Source organism: Burkholderia sp. Se-20373 (genome assembly GCF_017104705.1).
Taxonomy (GTDB): Bacteria; Pseudomonadota; Gammaproteobacteria; order Burkholderiales; family Burkholderiaceae; genus Burkholderia.
Genome location: NZ_JAAGPH010000107.1, coordinates 13,510 through 28,884, shown reverse-complemented (window position 1 = coordinate 28,884; position 15,375 = coordinate 13,510). Strand labels below are relative to the sequence as shown.

13 protein-coding genes and 2 riboswitches are annotated in these 15,375 nt (G+C 68.5%); of the genes, 8 read left to right on the top strand and 5 right to left on the bottom strand.

The genetic code is table 11. From position 1 onward, the window contains the following. A partial coding sequence (locus G3N96_RS27680) for a cytochrome c (protein WP_206139172.1) occupies positions 1–550 on the top strand: 550 nt, incomplete at its 5' end. 89 nt (positions 551–639) lie between these two features. Here G3N96_RS27680 and G3N96_RS27675 read toward each other — a convergent pair. Then, the gene (locus G3N96_RS27675) at positions 640–804 is read right to left on the bottom strand and encodes a hypothetical protein (protein ID WP_206139171.1); all 165 of its coding nucleotides are present in this window, start codon (positions 802–804) and stop codon (positions 640–642) included. 208 nt (positions 805–1,012) lie between these two features. Between G3N96_RS27675 and G3N96_RS27670 the strand changes: the two genes are divergently transcribed. After that, positions 1,013–1,477, top strand: a complete 465-nt coding sequence (locus G3N96_RS27670; RefSeq protein WP_206139170.1) for a hypothetical protein — start codon at positions 1,013–1,015, stop codon at positions 1,475–1,477. Positions 1,478–1,599: 122 nt separating this feature from the next. Here the strand turns inward: G3N96_RS27670 and pal are convergent, their stop codons facing one another. The 3 genes from pal to G3N96_RS27655 all read right to left on the bottom strand — a co-directional run bounded on the left by pal (position 1,600) and on the right by G3N96_RS27655 (position 4,972). Beyond that, on the bottom strand, positions 1,600–2,091 hold the full coding sequence (gene pal / locus G3N96_RS27665) for a peptidoglycan-associated lipoprotein Pal (RefSeq protein ID WP_206139169.1): 492 nt from the start codon (positions 2,089–2,091) through the stop codon (positions 1,600–1,602). Between the two features lie 408 nt (positions 2,092–2,499). Beyond that, a complete protein-coding gene (locus G3N96_RS27660) occupies positions 2,500–3,711 on the bottom strand; it encodes a porin (protein WP_206139168.1) in 1,212 nt (403 codons plus the stop codon). 238 nt (positions 3,712–3,949) lie between these two features. After that, positions 3,950–4,972: an ABC transporter substrate-binding protein gene (locus G3N96_RS27655; RefSeq protein WP_124576932.1), complete on the bottom strand. Its 1,023-nt coding sequence runs from the start codon at positions 4,970–4,972 to the stop codon at positions 3,950–3,952. A gap of 143 nt (positions 4,973–5,115) precedes the next feature. Further along, positions 5,116–5,237, bottom strand: a riboswitch (guanidine-I (ykkC/yxkD leader). A 432-nt stretch (positions 5,238–5,669) separates the two neighbouring features. Then, positions 5,670–5,803, top strand: a riboswitch (guanidine-I (ykkC/yxkD leader). Positions 5,804–5,860: 57 nt separating this feature from the next. Here G3N96_RS27655 and G3N96_RS27650 point away from each other — a divergent pair. The 6 genes from G3N96_RS27650 (at position 5,861) to G3N96_RS27625 (ending at position 14,855) form a co-directional block, all read left to right on the top strand. Then, positions 5,861–6,616: an urea amidolyase associated protein UAAP1 gene (locus tag G3N96_RS27650; RefSeq protein ID WP_206139167.1), complete on the top strand. Its 756-nt coding sequence runs from the start codon at positions 5,861–5,863 to the stop codon at positions 6,614–6,616. A gap of 13 nt (positions 6,617–6,629) precedes the next feature. Then, entirely contained in the window at positions 6,630–7,286 is a 657-nt protein-coding gene (locus G3N96_RS27645; RefSeq protein ID WP_124576925.1) for an urea amidolyase associated protein UAAP2, read from the top strand. A 79-nt stretch (positions 7,287–7,365) separates the two neighbouring features. Then, positions 7,366–10,959, top strand: coding sequence for an urea carboxylase (uca, locus tag G3N96_RS27640; RefSeq protein WP_206139166.1), 3,594 nt, complete (start codon positions 7,366–7,368; stop codon positions 10,957–10,959). Continuing rightward, positions 10,956–12,863: an allophanate hydrolase gene (gene atzF / locus G3N96_RS27635; protein ID WP_206139165.1), complete on the top strand. Its 1,908-nt coding sequence runs from the start codon at positions 10,956–10,958 to the stop codon at positions 12,861–12,863. Before uca ends, atzF begins: the two co-directional genes overlap by 4 nt. 64 nt (positions 12,864–12,927) lie before the next feature. After that, the gene (locus G3N96_RS27630; RefSeq protein WP_206139164.1) at positions 12,928–13,902 is read left to right on the top strand and encodes an ABC transporter permease; all 975 of its coding nucleotides are present in this window, start codon (positions 12,928–12,930) and stop codon (positions 13,900–13,902) included. Positions 13,903–13,946: 44 nt separating this feature from the next. Further along, positions 13,947–14,855: an ABC transporter ATP-binding protein gene (locus tag G3N96_RS27625; protein WP_089427459.1), complete on the top strand. Its 909-nt coding sequence runs from the start codon at positions 13,947–13,949 to the stop codon at positions 14,853–14,855. Positions 14,856–14,894: 39 nt separating this feature from the next. Here G3N96_RS27625 and G3N96_RS27620 read toward each other — a convergent pair whose 3' ends face one another. Further along, positions 14,895–15,224 (bottom strand): hypothetical protein, encoded by a 330-nt coding sequence (locus tag G3N96_RS27620; protein ID WP_206139163.1) that lies wholly within the window; start codon positions 15,222–15,224, stop codon positions 14,895–14,897. Positions 15,225–15,375: the final 151 nt, after the last annotated feature.

Sequence of the window (15,375 nt, the reverse complement as noted above, 5' to 3'; positions counted from 1 at the left end):
CATCACGCCGGCGGGCCTCGCCGCGCGCGGCTGGACGGGCGCCGACCTGCAGACGTTCTTCGGTGTCGGCATCGCACCGCAAGGCTCGGCATTCGGCGAGATGTACCCGGTCGTGCACCTGAGCACCCAGACCATGACGAAGGACGACCTGCGTGCGCTGTCCGTGTACCTGCTGGGCGATACGCCGCCCGCGCCGCAACCGGTGAAGCCGGTGTCGGCCGACGCCGCGCAGCTCGCGGCCGGCCGCTCGGTGTATCTCGCGGTGTGCGCGGGCTGTCACGGCTTCAACGGTGAAGGCAAGCCGCACGTGGCGGTGCCGATGAACGGCAATTCGACGGTGCGCCAGGGCGACCCGCGCAACCTGCTGGTCGCGATGCTGGACGGCATCGGCGAGCAGAAGTTTGCCGGGTTCGAGAACCTGCAGCCGATGCCCGGCTTCGCGCACACGCTGAGCGACGATGAACTCGCGCAGCTCGCGAACTACCTGCGTGCGACGTGGGGCGGCCAGCCCGCGAGCGTCACGCCGGCCGACGTGAAGGCCATGCGTTAAGTCGTGCCGCAGGGCGGCGCGTCGCGCGCGAGTCAGCCGGTTTCCCGTGCTCGCGCGCGACGCGTCGTTCGATTTCTTTCGGCGGCGCTTCAGTAGCCGCTGCCGCCTCCGCCTCCGCTGCCTCCCGAGCCGCCACCGCCATACCGGCTCATGCCCGGTCCCTGCGCAGGGCCACTACCCGACGACATACATCCCGCCGACAGCACGAGCACCAGCGCGGCGATCAGCGCCGCGACCAACCTTGCCGATTTCATGTCCGCCTCCTTGCCGCGCGCGGGACGCTGGAAAGGCCGGTTCGCTTGAACCGCGCGTCCGCGTGCTGACGGAACATGAAACGTTTCGGACGGGCGGTTTATTCCATGCATTTTGTGGATCGTTGAACGCGAAGGGGCAGACCGGATGCATCTTGCCGTGCCTTGGTACACTCCGGCAGCCGCCATTCCGATTCCGACTACAAAGAACATGAGTGCTACCGCAGAACGTCCGCTGTCGCGTCTGTCTCATCCCGTCATGTTCGGCTGCATGTCGTTTGCCGTCGGCGGCCCGCTGGTCGCATCGTTCGTCTGGCCGACCGTGATGCTGATCGCGTGGTCGTTGATCGACGGTCCGTCGTGGGAGGTACTGAAGGTCAGCGCCGGCATGGTGCCGCTGATCTTCTTCGCGTCGTTCCTGTTCGGCTATTTCGTGCCCGCGGCCGTGGCGGGCGGCATCATGGGTGCAATCGGCACGCGGATCCGGCGGCGCTGGTTCGTGCTGCTGGGGATGGTCGTCGGGGCAGGCGTGATGATCGGCTTCGTCGAACTCGTGGCCTACCTCCTGAAATCCGACAAGGTCGGCGACATCAACGCGATCGCCACGCTCGATGCGATCGTGACGTCGGCCGTGCTGTCGCACTGGCTTCATCGGCGGCTCGCACGCCGGCGTTGAACGCGGCGCGGCGCGTCATCGGGCGCTGTGTCGTTGCCCGCGAGCATGCACCGCGCGGCCGCTTCTGCGGCCTGCCGTGCTGTTCCTGAAGCGGAAGACGCCGCCGTCGTGGCGGCCCGCGATCAACGATAGACGAGATCGGCGCGACGGTTCTGCGCCCACGCATCCTCGTCGTGGCCCAGCGCAACCGGCTTTTCCTTGCCGAGGCTGACCGCCTCGAGTTGCGTGGCCGGCACGCCGAGCGTCTCGAGCCCGCTCATCACGGCCTGCGAGCGGCGTTGGCCGAGCGCGAGGTTGTATTCGGACGTGCCGCGTTCGTCGGTGTTGCCCTGGATCAGCACGCGCCGCGCCGGATGGCTGCGCAGGTAGTCGGCATGCGCCTGCAGCAGCGACTGGTATTCGGGCTTGACGGAGTACTGGTCGAAATCGAAGTAGATGCTGCGCTTCGCGAGCGGGCTGTTCGGATTGTCGAGATCGTCGGCCGTCACCGTTGCGACGGCTTCGCTCGAGGGTGTCGGCGCCGTGCCGGCATTCTCGGGCGTCTTCGCCGCATTGTGGCAACCGGCCAGCAGCGCGAAGGTTGCCAGGACCGCAAATCGATTCGTTTTGCTCATCATTCGTCTCCAGCGGTTGACTGCGTTGAACGCGTGGGGCGTGCGACCGGCACGCCCCTATCCGGCCGGCATGGCGCGAAAGGTCCGGCACGCACGACGTGAAGCACGTTCGTAAGCCGGTGGTGCGCCATATGAAAGAGTGTCGCGACCGGAACGCCAAATCTCGGCGTCGCTGCAAACAGATTAGGAAAAATGTCACAGCGTGACCAGTTTCTCCGCATTTTTTTGCGCCGATGCGACAGTCCGGGCCGCATTTTTGCCGTTGTGCCGGGCGATGCCACAGCGAAAAGGCCGCGCACGGGTGCGGCCATTCCGGTTCGGAGCATGACGATCGGGTGGTGCTGGCGCGCTTGCCTGATCCGTCCGTCGGCGCAGCCGCGTTGCGCTGCACCGCTCCGTCTTGCGTCGTCAGAACTTGTGCCGCAGCCCCAGCGCGACGACAACCTGGTTGCTGTTCGCCGATGGCGTCAGCGTCCAGACGGTCGCGTTGAACGCGGGATTGCCGTTGCCGCCGCTCACGCTCTGGTAGACGCCTTCGAGATACGCATCGGTGCGCTTCGACAGCGCATAGTCGGCCTGCGCCACGACCTGATTCCATTTCGGGCGCGTCTGGCCGGTGCGCGTGTCGAAGCGGCCCATCGTGTACGTGTAGGCGGCCGAGAGGCTCAACGCCCGCGTGACGACGTAGCGCCCGTCGATCGAGAAGTTGTCGAACACCAGCGATTCACCCTTGAGCGGCGCGATGCCGCCGCCCTGGAGCACGCCGGTCACGCCGTCGGTGGTCGAGTGCGACCACGCGGCGCCGACCGAATGCGGCCCGAATGCATAGCGGCCGGCCGCGGCCCAGATCTGCTGGTTGCCGCCGGTGATCGTCGCCGAGCCGTCGACCGTGCTGAGCGCGCCGTTCGGGTTCGGCGCATTGCGGTCGCGGCTGATCTTCAGGTAGCCGGCGCCGAGCTTCAGCGGCCCGTTCGCATACGACACCCCCGTGCTCCACGCTGCGTTGTTGGAGAATTGGCCGGCCGTGTTCGAGAACCCGAACATCGCGCCGAACGTCAGGCCGCGGTACGTCGGGCTCGTGTACTTCACCGCGTGATTGATGCGAAGGTTGCGGTTCGAATCGTCGTTGTCGTACGGATGCACCGCGAGGTTGCCGCCCCAGCCGGGGCCGGACGCGCCGAGCGGCGTCACGAAATCGAGGATCAGGTCGTACTGGCGGCCGAACGTGAGCGTGCCGGCCGTGTTCGCGCTCAGGCCGATCCATGCCTGGCGGCCGAACAGGTCGACGCCTTTCTGCGACAGCGCGCCGGTGGTGCCCGAAAAGCCGTTCTCGAGCGTGAAGACCGCGGCCGTCCCGCCGCCCAGATCCTCGCGGCCGCGCAGCCCCCAGCGCGACGCGTTCAGTGCGCCGCTCGTCATCGCGACGGTGCCGCTGCCCGGCGAACCGGCGCCGTGCGTGCGCTGGTTGGTCGCGTAGGTGATCGACGTGTCGATCAGGCCGTACAGCGTCACGCTGCTCTGTGCGTGTACCTCGCCCGATGCGAGGGCGGTCAGGCAGGCGGCAATGGCGGTCCCCGCGAGTCGAGTGCTGGCGTGCTGGTTCATCTTGTAGGAATGCATAGGAGTTTTTATCGTTTTTCCGGCCCGGCGGCCGGCGGATCGAGCGGCCATTATTGGAGATCGTGCGGCGGTCGATTAAGGCGTTGCACAGGAAAGGTCCTCTGCAAAATCGCGTGGAATCGCGGCGAAGTGGGGGCGGGGAGAGGGTCAGGCGGCGGCCGCGGCCGCGCATCGACGCGGCCGGGTTTGGCGGGAGCGAGCGCGAGGGGCCGGCGCACGAAGCCCGGCCCCGCGCCCGTCAATGCGGCATCACGAGGCGTGGATCGATATACGCGTCGATGTCCTGCGACTGCTTGTATACGCCGTTGCGCACGTTGAACGCATTCGCGTTGCGCGTCGAGCCGTAGATCGAATCGAGCCCGTCGCCCTTGCGGAACGCGCGCTTCGCGGCGGCTTCGTCGAGCAGATGCGTGCCCTTCAGCAGCGGGAGGTATTGCTCCGGCGCAAGCCCGACGCGGGCGGACATGATCCGGACCGCGTCGGCCTGCGTCTTCGGATCGTTGATGTAGGCGACGCAGCGGTACCAGACCTTGATCACCTTGGCCCAGTCGGCGCGGCGCGCGGCGAGGCTGGCGGGCGCGACGGTAATGGCGTCGTAGATCAGCCCCGGCGCATCCGCCGACGTGAAGATCGCACGTGCGCCCGGTGCGCGCTTCAATGCCTCGCCCGCGTTCGGCTGCCAGGCGGCCACCGCGGCGATGTCCGTCGACGAGCCGAGCACCTGCGGCAGTTCGTTGGTTTTCGCATTCACGAGCGTCACGTCGCCGTCCTTCAGCCCGTGCTTCTGAAGCGCGGTTTCGAGCAGCAGGTGATCGACGAGGCCGAGTTCGACGCCGACCTTCTTGCCCTTCAGCGCCTCGACGCTGCGCAGCGGCGGCTTGGCGACGATCATGTCGTTGCCGGCGGAATAGTCGGTGAGCAGGATCATCACGTTCTTCGCGCCGGCCGAGCCCGTCACGAGCGCGTCGCCGTTCGTCGCCGCGACCGCGTCGAGCTTGCCTGCCGAAAACGCGTCGAGCGATGCCGAGTAATCGAACCATTCGAAATCGACGTCGACGCCGGCTTCCTTGAACCACCCCTTGTCGAGCGCGACCTGGAACGCGACCCAGCCGGGCCAGTCGCTGTAGCCGATCTTGAGCGGCGCTGCCGCGTGCGCGGCGGGCGTCATGAGGAGCGTGGCGGCCGTGGCGGCGGCACCCAATGCGTGACGGACGGAACGGCGGGACAACAGGCGGCGGAGCGCCAGGGCGGGACGGGTCATCGTTTTCTCCAGGAGACCGGGATCGGGATCGTCGATACGGACCGTGCGCGTGCTCGTGCGCGGTCCGGCCGCGTGGCCGGTTCCTGCGGATGCGGAACGAATGAAGCGGCCACGGAGAGGCGCGACGGCCGTTGCCATCGCCAATCTCCCGGGCTTTTGTCCCGCCGTGTAGCGCGTGCGCGTCCGGTCTCGCGATCGGACGCATCCGCGCCGGGCTGCTCTCGGACCAGACGTTCGATGAACCGGAACCCTAGCACCCCTAAGATGCGACGCCGCCGCACCTCTCGGCGTCATGCCGAGCGAGAAGCGTGCCAACGGCACGCGGCGGGGCGGCTCAGGGGCGGCGCGACCTGCGCTGCAGTTCGATGAAGCGGGCGGAGAAGAGCGCGCTCAGCGCGCGTCGGAGCAGGTCGAGCTTGTTCATGAGGTGTTGCGTATCGAGTGAAGGTGCATGCATCGAGCAATGCCCATGCCATCGCCGGTCGTGTCGTGCAGGCGGGCGCGGCGCGCACTGCGCCGGTGCGGGCGCGCGTTCGCATGGTGCGCGGCACGCCCGCCGCGAGGGCGGCCATCCGCATCCGGCGCGGTACGCATCGACGCGCGCATGCCGGAAAGCCGCGTGGCGCGGCGATTTGGCATCCGCTGGCACGCAACTCGCTTAGTCGATGCCCGAGAGGTGCGAAGCAATTTGCATCATCTTCAGGATCGCTAGGGTTCCGGTCGTGCGGCGTTCGCGCCGCGCGATGGCTGGTCCGAGAGCAATCCGGTCTTGTCTTCTCCTCGCTTCGAGGAAACGGCGAGGCTCCACGGAGGGATAAAAGCCCGGGAGGTCGCGATGTCGTTCGGTCGCCCTCTCACGCCTTTTATCCAACCGACCACGGAGCCGCCATGTCGCCGCGCCCCCAAGCCGTCCTTGTCCCGCCGCCACACGTCGTGTGGGAAACGCTCATTCCCGCTGGAACCCACTGGTCCGGCATCCTGCGCCGCGGTCTCGCGCTGCGTGTCGTCGATGTCGACGGCGGTGCGAATCTTTCCGCCGTGTTTCATCGCCAGGAAGATCCGCTCGAACGCTACAACATGGCCGACACGCTGAAGGCGCAGCACACCGCGCATCTCACCCGCGGCCATGCGCTGTACACCGACATGGGGCGCGTGATCGCGTCGATCACGGCCGACACGCTCGGCTGGCACGACCCGCTCGGCGGCGTCGGCGATGCGCGGCTGTTCGCGCACAAGTACGGCACGACGTCGTACCAGGCCGATCGCAACGCGATGATCCGCAACGGCCGGGACAGCCTCGTGCTGGAACTCGCGAAATACGGGCTGTCGGCGCGCGACCTCGTCGCGAACGTCAATTTCTTCAGCAAGCTCGACACGCGTGACGACGGCGCGCTCGATTTCGTCGCCGGACATTCGCCGGCCGGCAGCACCGTCGACCTGCGCTTCGAGATGAACACGCTGGCGGCGTTCTCGACCGCGCCGCATCCGCTCGATCCGCACCCGGACTACGCGCCGAAGGCCGTGAAGCTGATCGCGTACCGCGCGTATCCGGTGGACGGGGCCGCGCCGGAAGACGACCCGTGCCGACGTGCGTGCGCCGAGAACGTGCGCGGCTTCGCCAACACCGATCGTCTGTTTGCGTAAGGAGCGCCGAGCCATGCCGATCATCGAAAGCCGTCTCGACCCGCGCGAAGCCATTCACGACACCACATTGAACGCGGGCGAACCGTGGCTGCGCGACCTGAAGCGCGGGCAAGTCTTCCGCATCCTCGACCTCGAAGGCAACCAGGCCGTCGACACGCTGTTCTACCGGTCCGACGACCCCGAGGAGCGCTACAGCGCGCAGGACACGATCCGCGCGCAGCGCAACCTGTACCTGAGCGCGGGCAGCGTGCTGCTGTCGAGCCGGGGCAACCCGATGGTGACGATCGTCGCCGATACCTGCGGCCGTCACGACACGCTCGGCGGCGCGTGCGCGGCCGAGAGCAACACCGTGCGCTATGCGCTCGACAAGCGGCACATGCACAACTGCCGCGACAGCTTCCTCAACGCGATCGCGCACTGCACGTGCGGCGCGGGCGCGCGGCTCACCAAGCGCGACCTGGTCGGCAACGTCAACTTCTTCATGAACGTGCCCGTCACGCCGCTCGGCGGGCTGACCTTCGAGGACGGCATTTCCGCACCGGGCAAGTATGTGGAAATGCGCGCGGAGATGGATGTCACGGTGCTGATCTCGAACTGCCCGCAGCTCAACAATCCGTGCAACGGGTACAACCCGACGCCGGTGCGCCTCACGATCTGGGAGGCGGAATGAACGACCCCCACGCTCACTATAGTTCGCTGCCCCCCGAGGGGGCGGTTGCCTTCCTTGGGGCGGCCCGGCGGGAGGCAACATGAGATTCACGAAAGTCCTCGTCGCGAACCGCGGCGAAATCGCGTGCCGCGTGATCCGTACGCTGAAGCGGCTGGGAATCGCGTCGGTCGCGATCTACTCCGACGCCGACCGTGATGCGCGCCATGTGGCGCTCGCCGACGAAGCCGTGCGGGTCGGCCCCGCGCCGGCGGCGGACAGCTACCTGAACGTCGCGGCGATTCTCGCCGCCGCACGCGAGACGGGCGCGCAAGCCGTGCATCCCGGCTACGGCTTCCTGTCCGAGCACGCCGGTTTCGCCGACGCATGCGAAGCCGCGGGCCTGCGCTTCATCGGGCCGCGCGGCGACCAGATGCGCGCGTTCGGGCTCAAGCACACCGCGCGCGAACTCGCCGCCGCACAGGGCGTCGCGCTGCTGCCGGGCACGGGCCTGCTCGACGATGCCCGGACGGCGCTCGCGGAAGCGGACGCAATCGGCTATCCGGTGATGCTGAAAAGCACCGCGGGCGGCGGCGGGATCGGCATGTCCCTGTGCCGCGATGCCGCGCAGCTCGAAGCGGCGTTCGATTCCGTCGTGCGGCTCGGCGCCGCGAACTTCGCGCATGCGGGCGTGTATCTCGAGAAGTTCGTCGAGCACGCGCGGCACATCGAAGTGCAGATCTTCGGCGACGGCCGCGGCGACGCGATCGCGCTCGGCGAGCGCGATTGCTCGGTGCAGCGCCGCAACCAGAAAGTGATCGAGGAAACGCCTGCACCGGGCCTGACCGCTGAAGAGCGCGCCGCGTTGCACGCGAGCGCGGTGCGGCTTGCCCGTGCGGTGGGCTATGCGTCGGCCGGCACGGTCGAATTCGTGTTCGACGCGACGACACGCCAGTTCTATTTCCTCGAGGTGAACACGCGGCTCCAGGTCGAGCATTGTGTGACCGAAGCGGTGACGGGCATCGATCTCGTGGAATGGATGATCCTGCAGGCGGAGGGCGACCTGCCGCCGCTCGACACGCTTGCCGTTGCACCGCGCGGCGCGAGCATCCAGGTGCGGCTCTACGCGGAGGATCCGCACAAGCAGTTCCTGCCGAGCGCGGGGCTGCTGACGCACGTCGCGTTTCCGGACGGCGTGCGCGTCGACGGCTGGATCGAGGCGGGCACCGAGATCAGCGCGTACTACGATCCGCTGCTCGCGAAGCTGATCGTGCATGGCGAGACGCGCCGCGACGCGCTGGCCGCGCTGCAGCGCGCACTGGCGCGCACGGAACTGTACGGCATCGAAACCAACCTCGACTATCTGCGCGCGATTGCCGGTTCGGATACGTTCGCGCGCGGCGCAGCGACCACCGCCTTCCTGTCGCGCTTCGCGTTCGCCCCGCACACGATCGACGTGCTCGACGGCGGCGTGCAGACCACCGTGCAGCAGGCGCCCGGGCGCGTCGGTTACTGGAACGTCGGCGTGCCGCCGTCCGGGCCGATGGACGATCGCGCGTTCGCGCTCGCGAACGCGCTGCTCGGCAATGCGCACGACGCGGCCGGGCTGGAGTTCACGATGGTCGGCGCGACGCTGCGCTTCAACGCCGAGACGCTCTTCGTGCTCGCCGGCGCGCCGCTCGCGGCGTCGCTCGATGGCGCACCTGCGCCGTTCTGGCAGGTGCTGCGTGCGCGGCCCGGCGCGGTGCTGAAGCTGGGCGGCGTGACGGGCGCCGGCGTGCGCGCGTGCCTGGCCGTGAAAGGCGGGCTGCAGGTGCCCGACTATCTCGGCAGCAAGGCGACCTTCACGCTCGGTCAGTTCGGTGGCCATGCGGGGCGTGCGCTGCGCAAGGGCGACGTGCTGCATCTGGACGAGGAAGCCGGGCGCGGCGACGCGGGGGCCACGCTGGCCGCCGCGGACATTCCCGCGCTGACGCACGCGTGGACGCTCGGCGTGCTCGACGGCCCGCACGGTGCGCCGGATTTCTTCACGCCGGACGACATCGCGATGCTGTACGGCACGCAGTGGACGGTCCACTACAACTCGAGCCGAACCGGTATCCGGCTGATCGGCCCGAAACCGCAGTGGGCGCGCGCGGACGGCGGCGAGGCCGGCCTGCATCCGTCGAACATCCACGACAACGCTTATGCGATCGGCGCGGTCGATTTCACCGGCGACATGCCGGTGATCCTGGGCCCGGACGGCCCGAGCCTCGGCGGCTTCGTGTGTCCGGTGACGGTCGTGCACGACGAGTTGTGGAAGCTCGGGCAACTGCGGCCGGGCGATACGGTGCAGTTCGCGCACGCCCGTGTGTCGACCCGGCTCTCCGCCGACACGGTGGTTGCGCGTTCGGCACCCACCGGCACGCCGGACGACTGCGTGCTGCATCGCGACCCGTCGGCCGGCGGCGGCCTCGGCGTCGTCTACCGGCGCTCGGGCGACCGTAACGTGCTGGTGGAATACGGGCCGCTCGTGCTCGACCTGAACCTGCGTTTTCGCGTGCATGCGCTGATGTGCTGGCTCGACGCGCACCGTCTGCCCGGCATGCTCGACCTGACGCCGGGCATCCGTTCGCTGCAGGTGCAGTTCGACGCGCGGACCTTGCCGCTCGACACGCTGCTCGCGCATCTGCAGGCGGCCGAGCGCGAACTGCCGGAAGTCGCCGACATGCGCGTGCCGAACCGCATCGTGCATCTGCCGCTGTCGTGGGACGACCCGTCGACGCGGGTCGCGATCGAGCGCTACATGCAGTCGGTACGGCCCGACGCGCCGTGGTGCCCGAGCAATATCGAGTTCATCCGGCGGATCAATGGCCTGGCCGGCATCGACGACGTGAAGCGCATCGTGTTCGACGCGCGTTATCTGGTGATGGGGCTCGGCGACGTGTACCTCGGCGCGCCGGTCGCGACGCCGCTCGATCCACGCCACCGGCTCGTCACCACGAAGTACAACCCCGCGCGCACCTGGACGCCGGAGAACGCGGTCGGCATCGGCGGCGCGTATCTGTGCGTGTACGGGATGGGAGGGCCGGGCGGGTACCAGTTCGTCGGGCGCACCGTCCAGATGTGGAACCGCCACCGCACCACGCGCGAGTTCGAAGCCGGCAAGCCGTGGCTGCTGCGCTTCTTCGACGAGATTCGCTTCTATGAAGTCAGCGAGGCCGAGCTGGCGGAACTGCGTGCGGATTTCGTCGCGGGGCGCGCCGGGCTGAAGATCGAGGAATCGGTGTTCGATCTCGGCGCATACAACCGTTTCCTGCGCGACGAGGCGGATTCGATCGCCGCGTTCAAGGCAGCGCAGCAAACGGCGTTCGAAGCGGAGCGCGAACGGTGGCGGGTGGCCGGCCATGCCGAATATGTCGGCGACGCGGCGCAGGGCGACGCGGATGCCGCGCGGGAAGCCGGCGCGCTCGCCGCTACGCAGCGCGCGATTGCCGCGGACGTATCGGGCAGCGTGTGGAAGGTGCTGGTCGAAGCCGGTGAGCGCGTGACCGAGGGGCAGGTCGTCGCGATCGTCGAGTCGATGAAGATGGAGGTGGCGGTGACGGCAACGGAAGACGGCACGATCGAGACGATCGATTGCGCGCCGGGCGCGGCGGTGGTGGCCGGCCAGCGGCTGATGGTGATGAAGGCGGGCGCCGCCGAGGAGGTCGCATGAGCACGCCGGAACGTTCGATTTTGCCCGGCGTTCGCTCGATCGCCGCGCTGCGTGCGCGCTATGCGGCGGGCGACCTGACGCCGCACGCGCTCGTCGACGCGATCGCCGCGCATTTCGCCGCGGGCGATCCGCATCGTGCGTGGATCCGGCCGCTGACGCATGGCGAGATGACCGCGTATGCCGACGCGCTGGCCGGGCGCGACCTCGCGTCATTGCCGCTGTACGGCGTGCCGTTCGCGATCAAGGACAACATCGACCTCGCCGGCATCCCGACGACGGCAGCCTGCCCGGCCTACGCGTACACGCCGGCGCGCAGCGCGCCCGTCGTCGAGCGGCTGATCGCGGCCGGCGCGATCCCGATCGGCAAGACCAACCTGGACCAGTTCGCGACCGGGTTGTCGGGGCAGCGCTCGCCTCATGGCGCGTGCCGCAATGCGCTCGATCCGCGCTATGCATCGGGCGGTTCGAGCTCCGGGTCGGCGGTGGCCGTGGCGCTCGGCGTCGCGTCGTTCTCGCTGGGTACCGACACGGCCGGCTCCGGGCGCGTGCCGGCCGCGTTCCACGGGCTCGTCGGGCTCAAGCCGACCAGGGGCGTATTGAGCACGCTCGGCGTCGTGCCGGCCTGCCGGTCGCTCGATTGCGTGTCGGTGTTCGCGCAGTCGGCGGCCGACGCGCGAACGGTGTTCGCCGCCGCGCACGGCGTGACCGACGGCGATCCGTACGGACGCGCATGGCAACCGCTGCTGGGCGCGGACGGGCTCCGCGCGCAACCGGCGCGACCGTTCGGGCAGTTGTGCTTCGGTACGCCGCGCGCCGACCAGCTGCAATTCTTCGGCGACGAGTCGTATGGCGCGGCGTGGCGTGCCGCGCTCGAACGCCTGCGTGCGACCGGGGCGCGGATCGTCGAGATCGATTTCAGCGCGTTCCTGGCTGCCGCGCGGCTGCTTTACGAAGGCCCGTGGGTCGCCGAACGGCTCGCCGCGATCGGCGCCTTCGCCGCGCGGGAACCGGACGCGCTGCATCCGGTGATCCGCGAAATCGTCGGCGGCGCGGCGCGCTTCAGCGCGGCCGATGCGTTCGCCGCGTTCGACACGCTCGCGACATTGCGCGTCGACGCCGGTCGCGTCTGGGACGGACTGGACGCGATCGTCATGCCCACCTCGGCGACGACAGCGACCATCGACGCACTCGAAGCCGACCCGATCGGCGTCAATTCGCGTTTTGGTTACTACACGAACTTCGTCAACCTGCTCGACCTGTCGGCGATCGCGGTGCCCGCCGGTCGCTGCGAAACCGGGCCGCATGCGGGGCTGCCGTTCGGCATCACGTTCGTCGGACGCGCGCACGACGACGCGCAACTGCTCGATCTTGCGCAGGCGTGGGGTGACGCGGAGGAACGTGGCAGCGGTGAGGGTGGCGGTCCGCAGACGGACGTCGCCGGCGACGCGTTCGCAACGCCGGCACCGGTGCCCGGCGCGTCATCCGGCGTCGTGCGCGTGGCTGTCGTCGGCGCGCATCTGAGCGGTGAGCCGTTGAACTGGCAGCTCACCCAGCGTGGCGGACGTTTCGTCGCCGCGACGACGACGGCGCCCGCCTATCGTCTCTACGCGCTGTCGGAGGCGGCATCCGGCGGCGTCGCCAAGCCGGGCCTCGTGCGTGTGCCGGACGGCGGCGCGTCGATCGCGGTCGAGCTCTGGGAGATGCCGGTCGACGCGTACGGCAGCTTCGTCGCCGGCATTGCCGGCCCGCTCGGCATCGGCACGCTGACGCTCGCGGACGGTGCTCGGGTGCAGGGCTTCCTGTGCGAGAGCGCGGCGCTGGCCGGCGCGCAGGACATCACGCACTTCGGCGGCTGGCGTGCCTACCGCGCGAGCGCCGCGACCGGCGCAGGCGCATTGCAATGAACGCCCGGTCGCGCGGCGCCCCGGCATGCGCGCGACCGGCACCTGAAACGATACGGAGATTTTCATGCCAATGACCCGCAACACGACCGGATGGCTCGCCGTGCGCCGCGAGCTGACGACCCGCGGAAAATGGACGCTCGGCGTGGCGTCCTTCCTGCTGCCGTTCGCCGTCTGGTGCCTGATCAGTTATGTGCCGTTCATCTGGCATCCGCAAATGCGCATCACGAATCCGGGCAGCGTCGACTACTTCCAGACCGGCATGCAGATCGATCGCGACGTGTTCGACGACGAACTCGCCCATGCGCGAGCGACCCACGCGGCCGTGCCCGAAGGCGTGCGTGCGAACCCGGTGTACCTGCCCGCGCCGCACCAGGTGCTGCGCGCGTTCTACACGGCGTTCACGACTCCGCCGGCATCCCGCGACGGCGTCTGGCTGCACGAGAGCCTGTGGCACAGCATCCGGATCATCTTCTGGGGCTTCGTGATTTCGTCCGCGATCGGCGTGCCGCTCGGCATCGTCTGCGGCACCTTCAGCGTGCTCGCGCGGCTGCAGGAGCCGTTCCTGGAGTTCTTCCGCTACCTGCCCGCACCGGCGTTCGGCGCGCTGATGGTCGCGATCCTCGGCATCTACGATGCGCCGAAGGTCGCGATCATCGTGATCGGGACGCTGTTCCAGCAGGTGCTGATCATCGCGAACACGACGCGCAAGCTCGAATACGGGCTGTTCGAGGCCGCGATGACACTCGGCACGAAGAAGCTGAAGCTGCTCACGCACGTCGTGATCCCCGGCGTGCTGCCGGACCTGTATCGCGACCAGCGCATCCTGCTCGGCTGGGCCTGGACCTACCTGATCGTCGCCGAACTCGTCGGCACGAGCTCGGGCATCACCTGGTACATCAGCCAGCAGGCGCGCTACCAGCATTTCGACAACGTGTATGCGGCGATCCTGATGATCGGGATCATCGGCCTCGGCACCGACATCGTGCTCGGCCTGCTCGGCCGCCGGCTGTTTCCGTGGGATCGCACGCTGAACGCGTGACGCCCGTGACGCCCACCCATCGACCGATTTCCGCGGAGACCATCATGCAGAACCCGCAAGCCGTTCCCGATTACCTGATGCAGTCCGACGCGGTGCGCGAGCGCTTCGCGCGCCTGAAAACCCGCGACGTGATACTCGACGTGCGTCATGTCGGCAAGCGTTTCGCGACACCGCAGGGCGAGTGCACCGCACTCGACGACATCAGTTTCCGTACCTACCGGCGCGAATTCGTGTGCGTGATCGGCCCGTCCGGCTGCGGCAAGTCGACGCTGATCCGCATCCTGGCGGGGCTCGACGCTCAGACGAGCGGCGAGGTGCTGCTCGACGGCAAGCCCGTGCAGGGGCCGGGCGCCGATCGCGGGATGGTGTTCCAGGGCTATACGCTGTTTCCGTGGCTCACCGTGAAGAAGAACGTGATGTTCGGACTCCGGATGAACGGCAGCAGCAGCGGCCAGGCCGAGCGCGAAGCGCTGCAGTGGCTCGATCTGGTCGGGCTGACGCGTTTCGCGGATGTCTATCCGCACCAGTTGTCGGGCGGGATGAAGCAGCGCGTGGCGATTGCCCGCGCGCTCGCGAACCGGCCGCGCATCCTGCTGATGGACGAGCCGTTCGGCGCGCTCGACGCGCAGACGCGCGCGCGGATGCAGACGCACCTGCTCGACATCTGGCGCAACATCGACGTGACGATCCTGTTCATCACGCACGATCTCGACGAGGCGATCTTCCTGGCGGACCGGATTCTCGTGCTGAAGGCAAACCCGGGGGCGGTGCAGGAACTGATCGAGGTGCCCGTGCCACGGCCGCGCGACTATGCGCAGGTCAATACGCCCGAATTCATCGCGACGAAGGCGCGGCTCGAGGCGCTGATCCATCCGAAGGAGGCGGTGGCCATCGACGACGGCGTGAGGCCGCACATGATCCGCATGACGGATGTGTCGGACAACGTCGAGTAAGCGGTAGGTGATGAAAACGGGCGGACGGTCGCCACGGGTCTACGCACGGGCGATCGCCAGCGCCGTCGCGACATCGCCGCGGCGCTTCCGGCCTCGCCCGGCCCCCTTGGGCCAGGCGAGGCTGCGGAAGGGCGGACCGCTGCCCGCCATCGTCGCGCGCAACACCACAAATGCCCGCCAAATCCAGCCGACCTCGGTCGACGGCGGCGGCATTGCTGTCCAACGAGCGCCTCGTGCCTGATTGATTGTCCATGCTCGTCGGAATGCCGCCGCCAGCCCGGCCATATCGTTGTTGTCGGCGTCGATGCGCCGTCGTCGTGCGGGGGCGTAGGCAAGGGTAGCGTTGCTGGTCAAGGGGGTGGCGGGCATTCACTGTCGGCGAACCGCGCCCGTGCCTCCTTGATTGGCGTGCATCATAAATGAGCGTGCGCAGCGAAAACTGACAAGTTCTGACATCCGGGGCGCGGACGGCATCGGCGTGCCGGCGGGCGTCGCATGTTCGGTTATAGTGTCGCCCGAT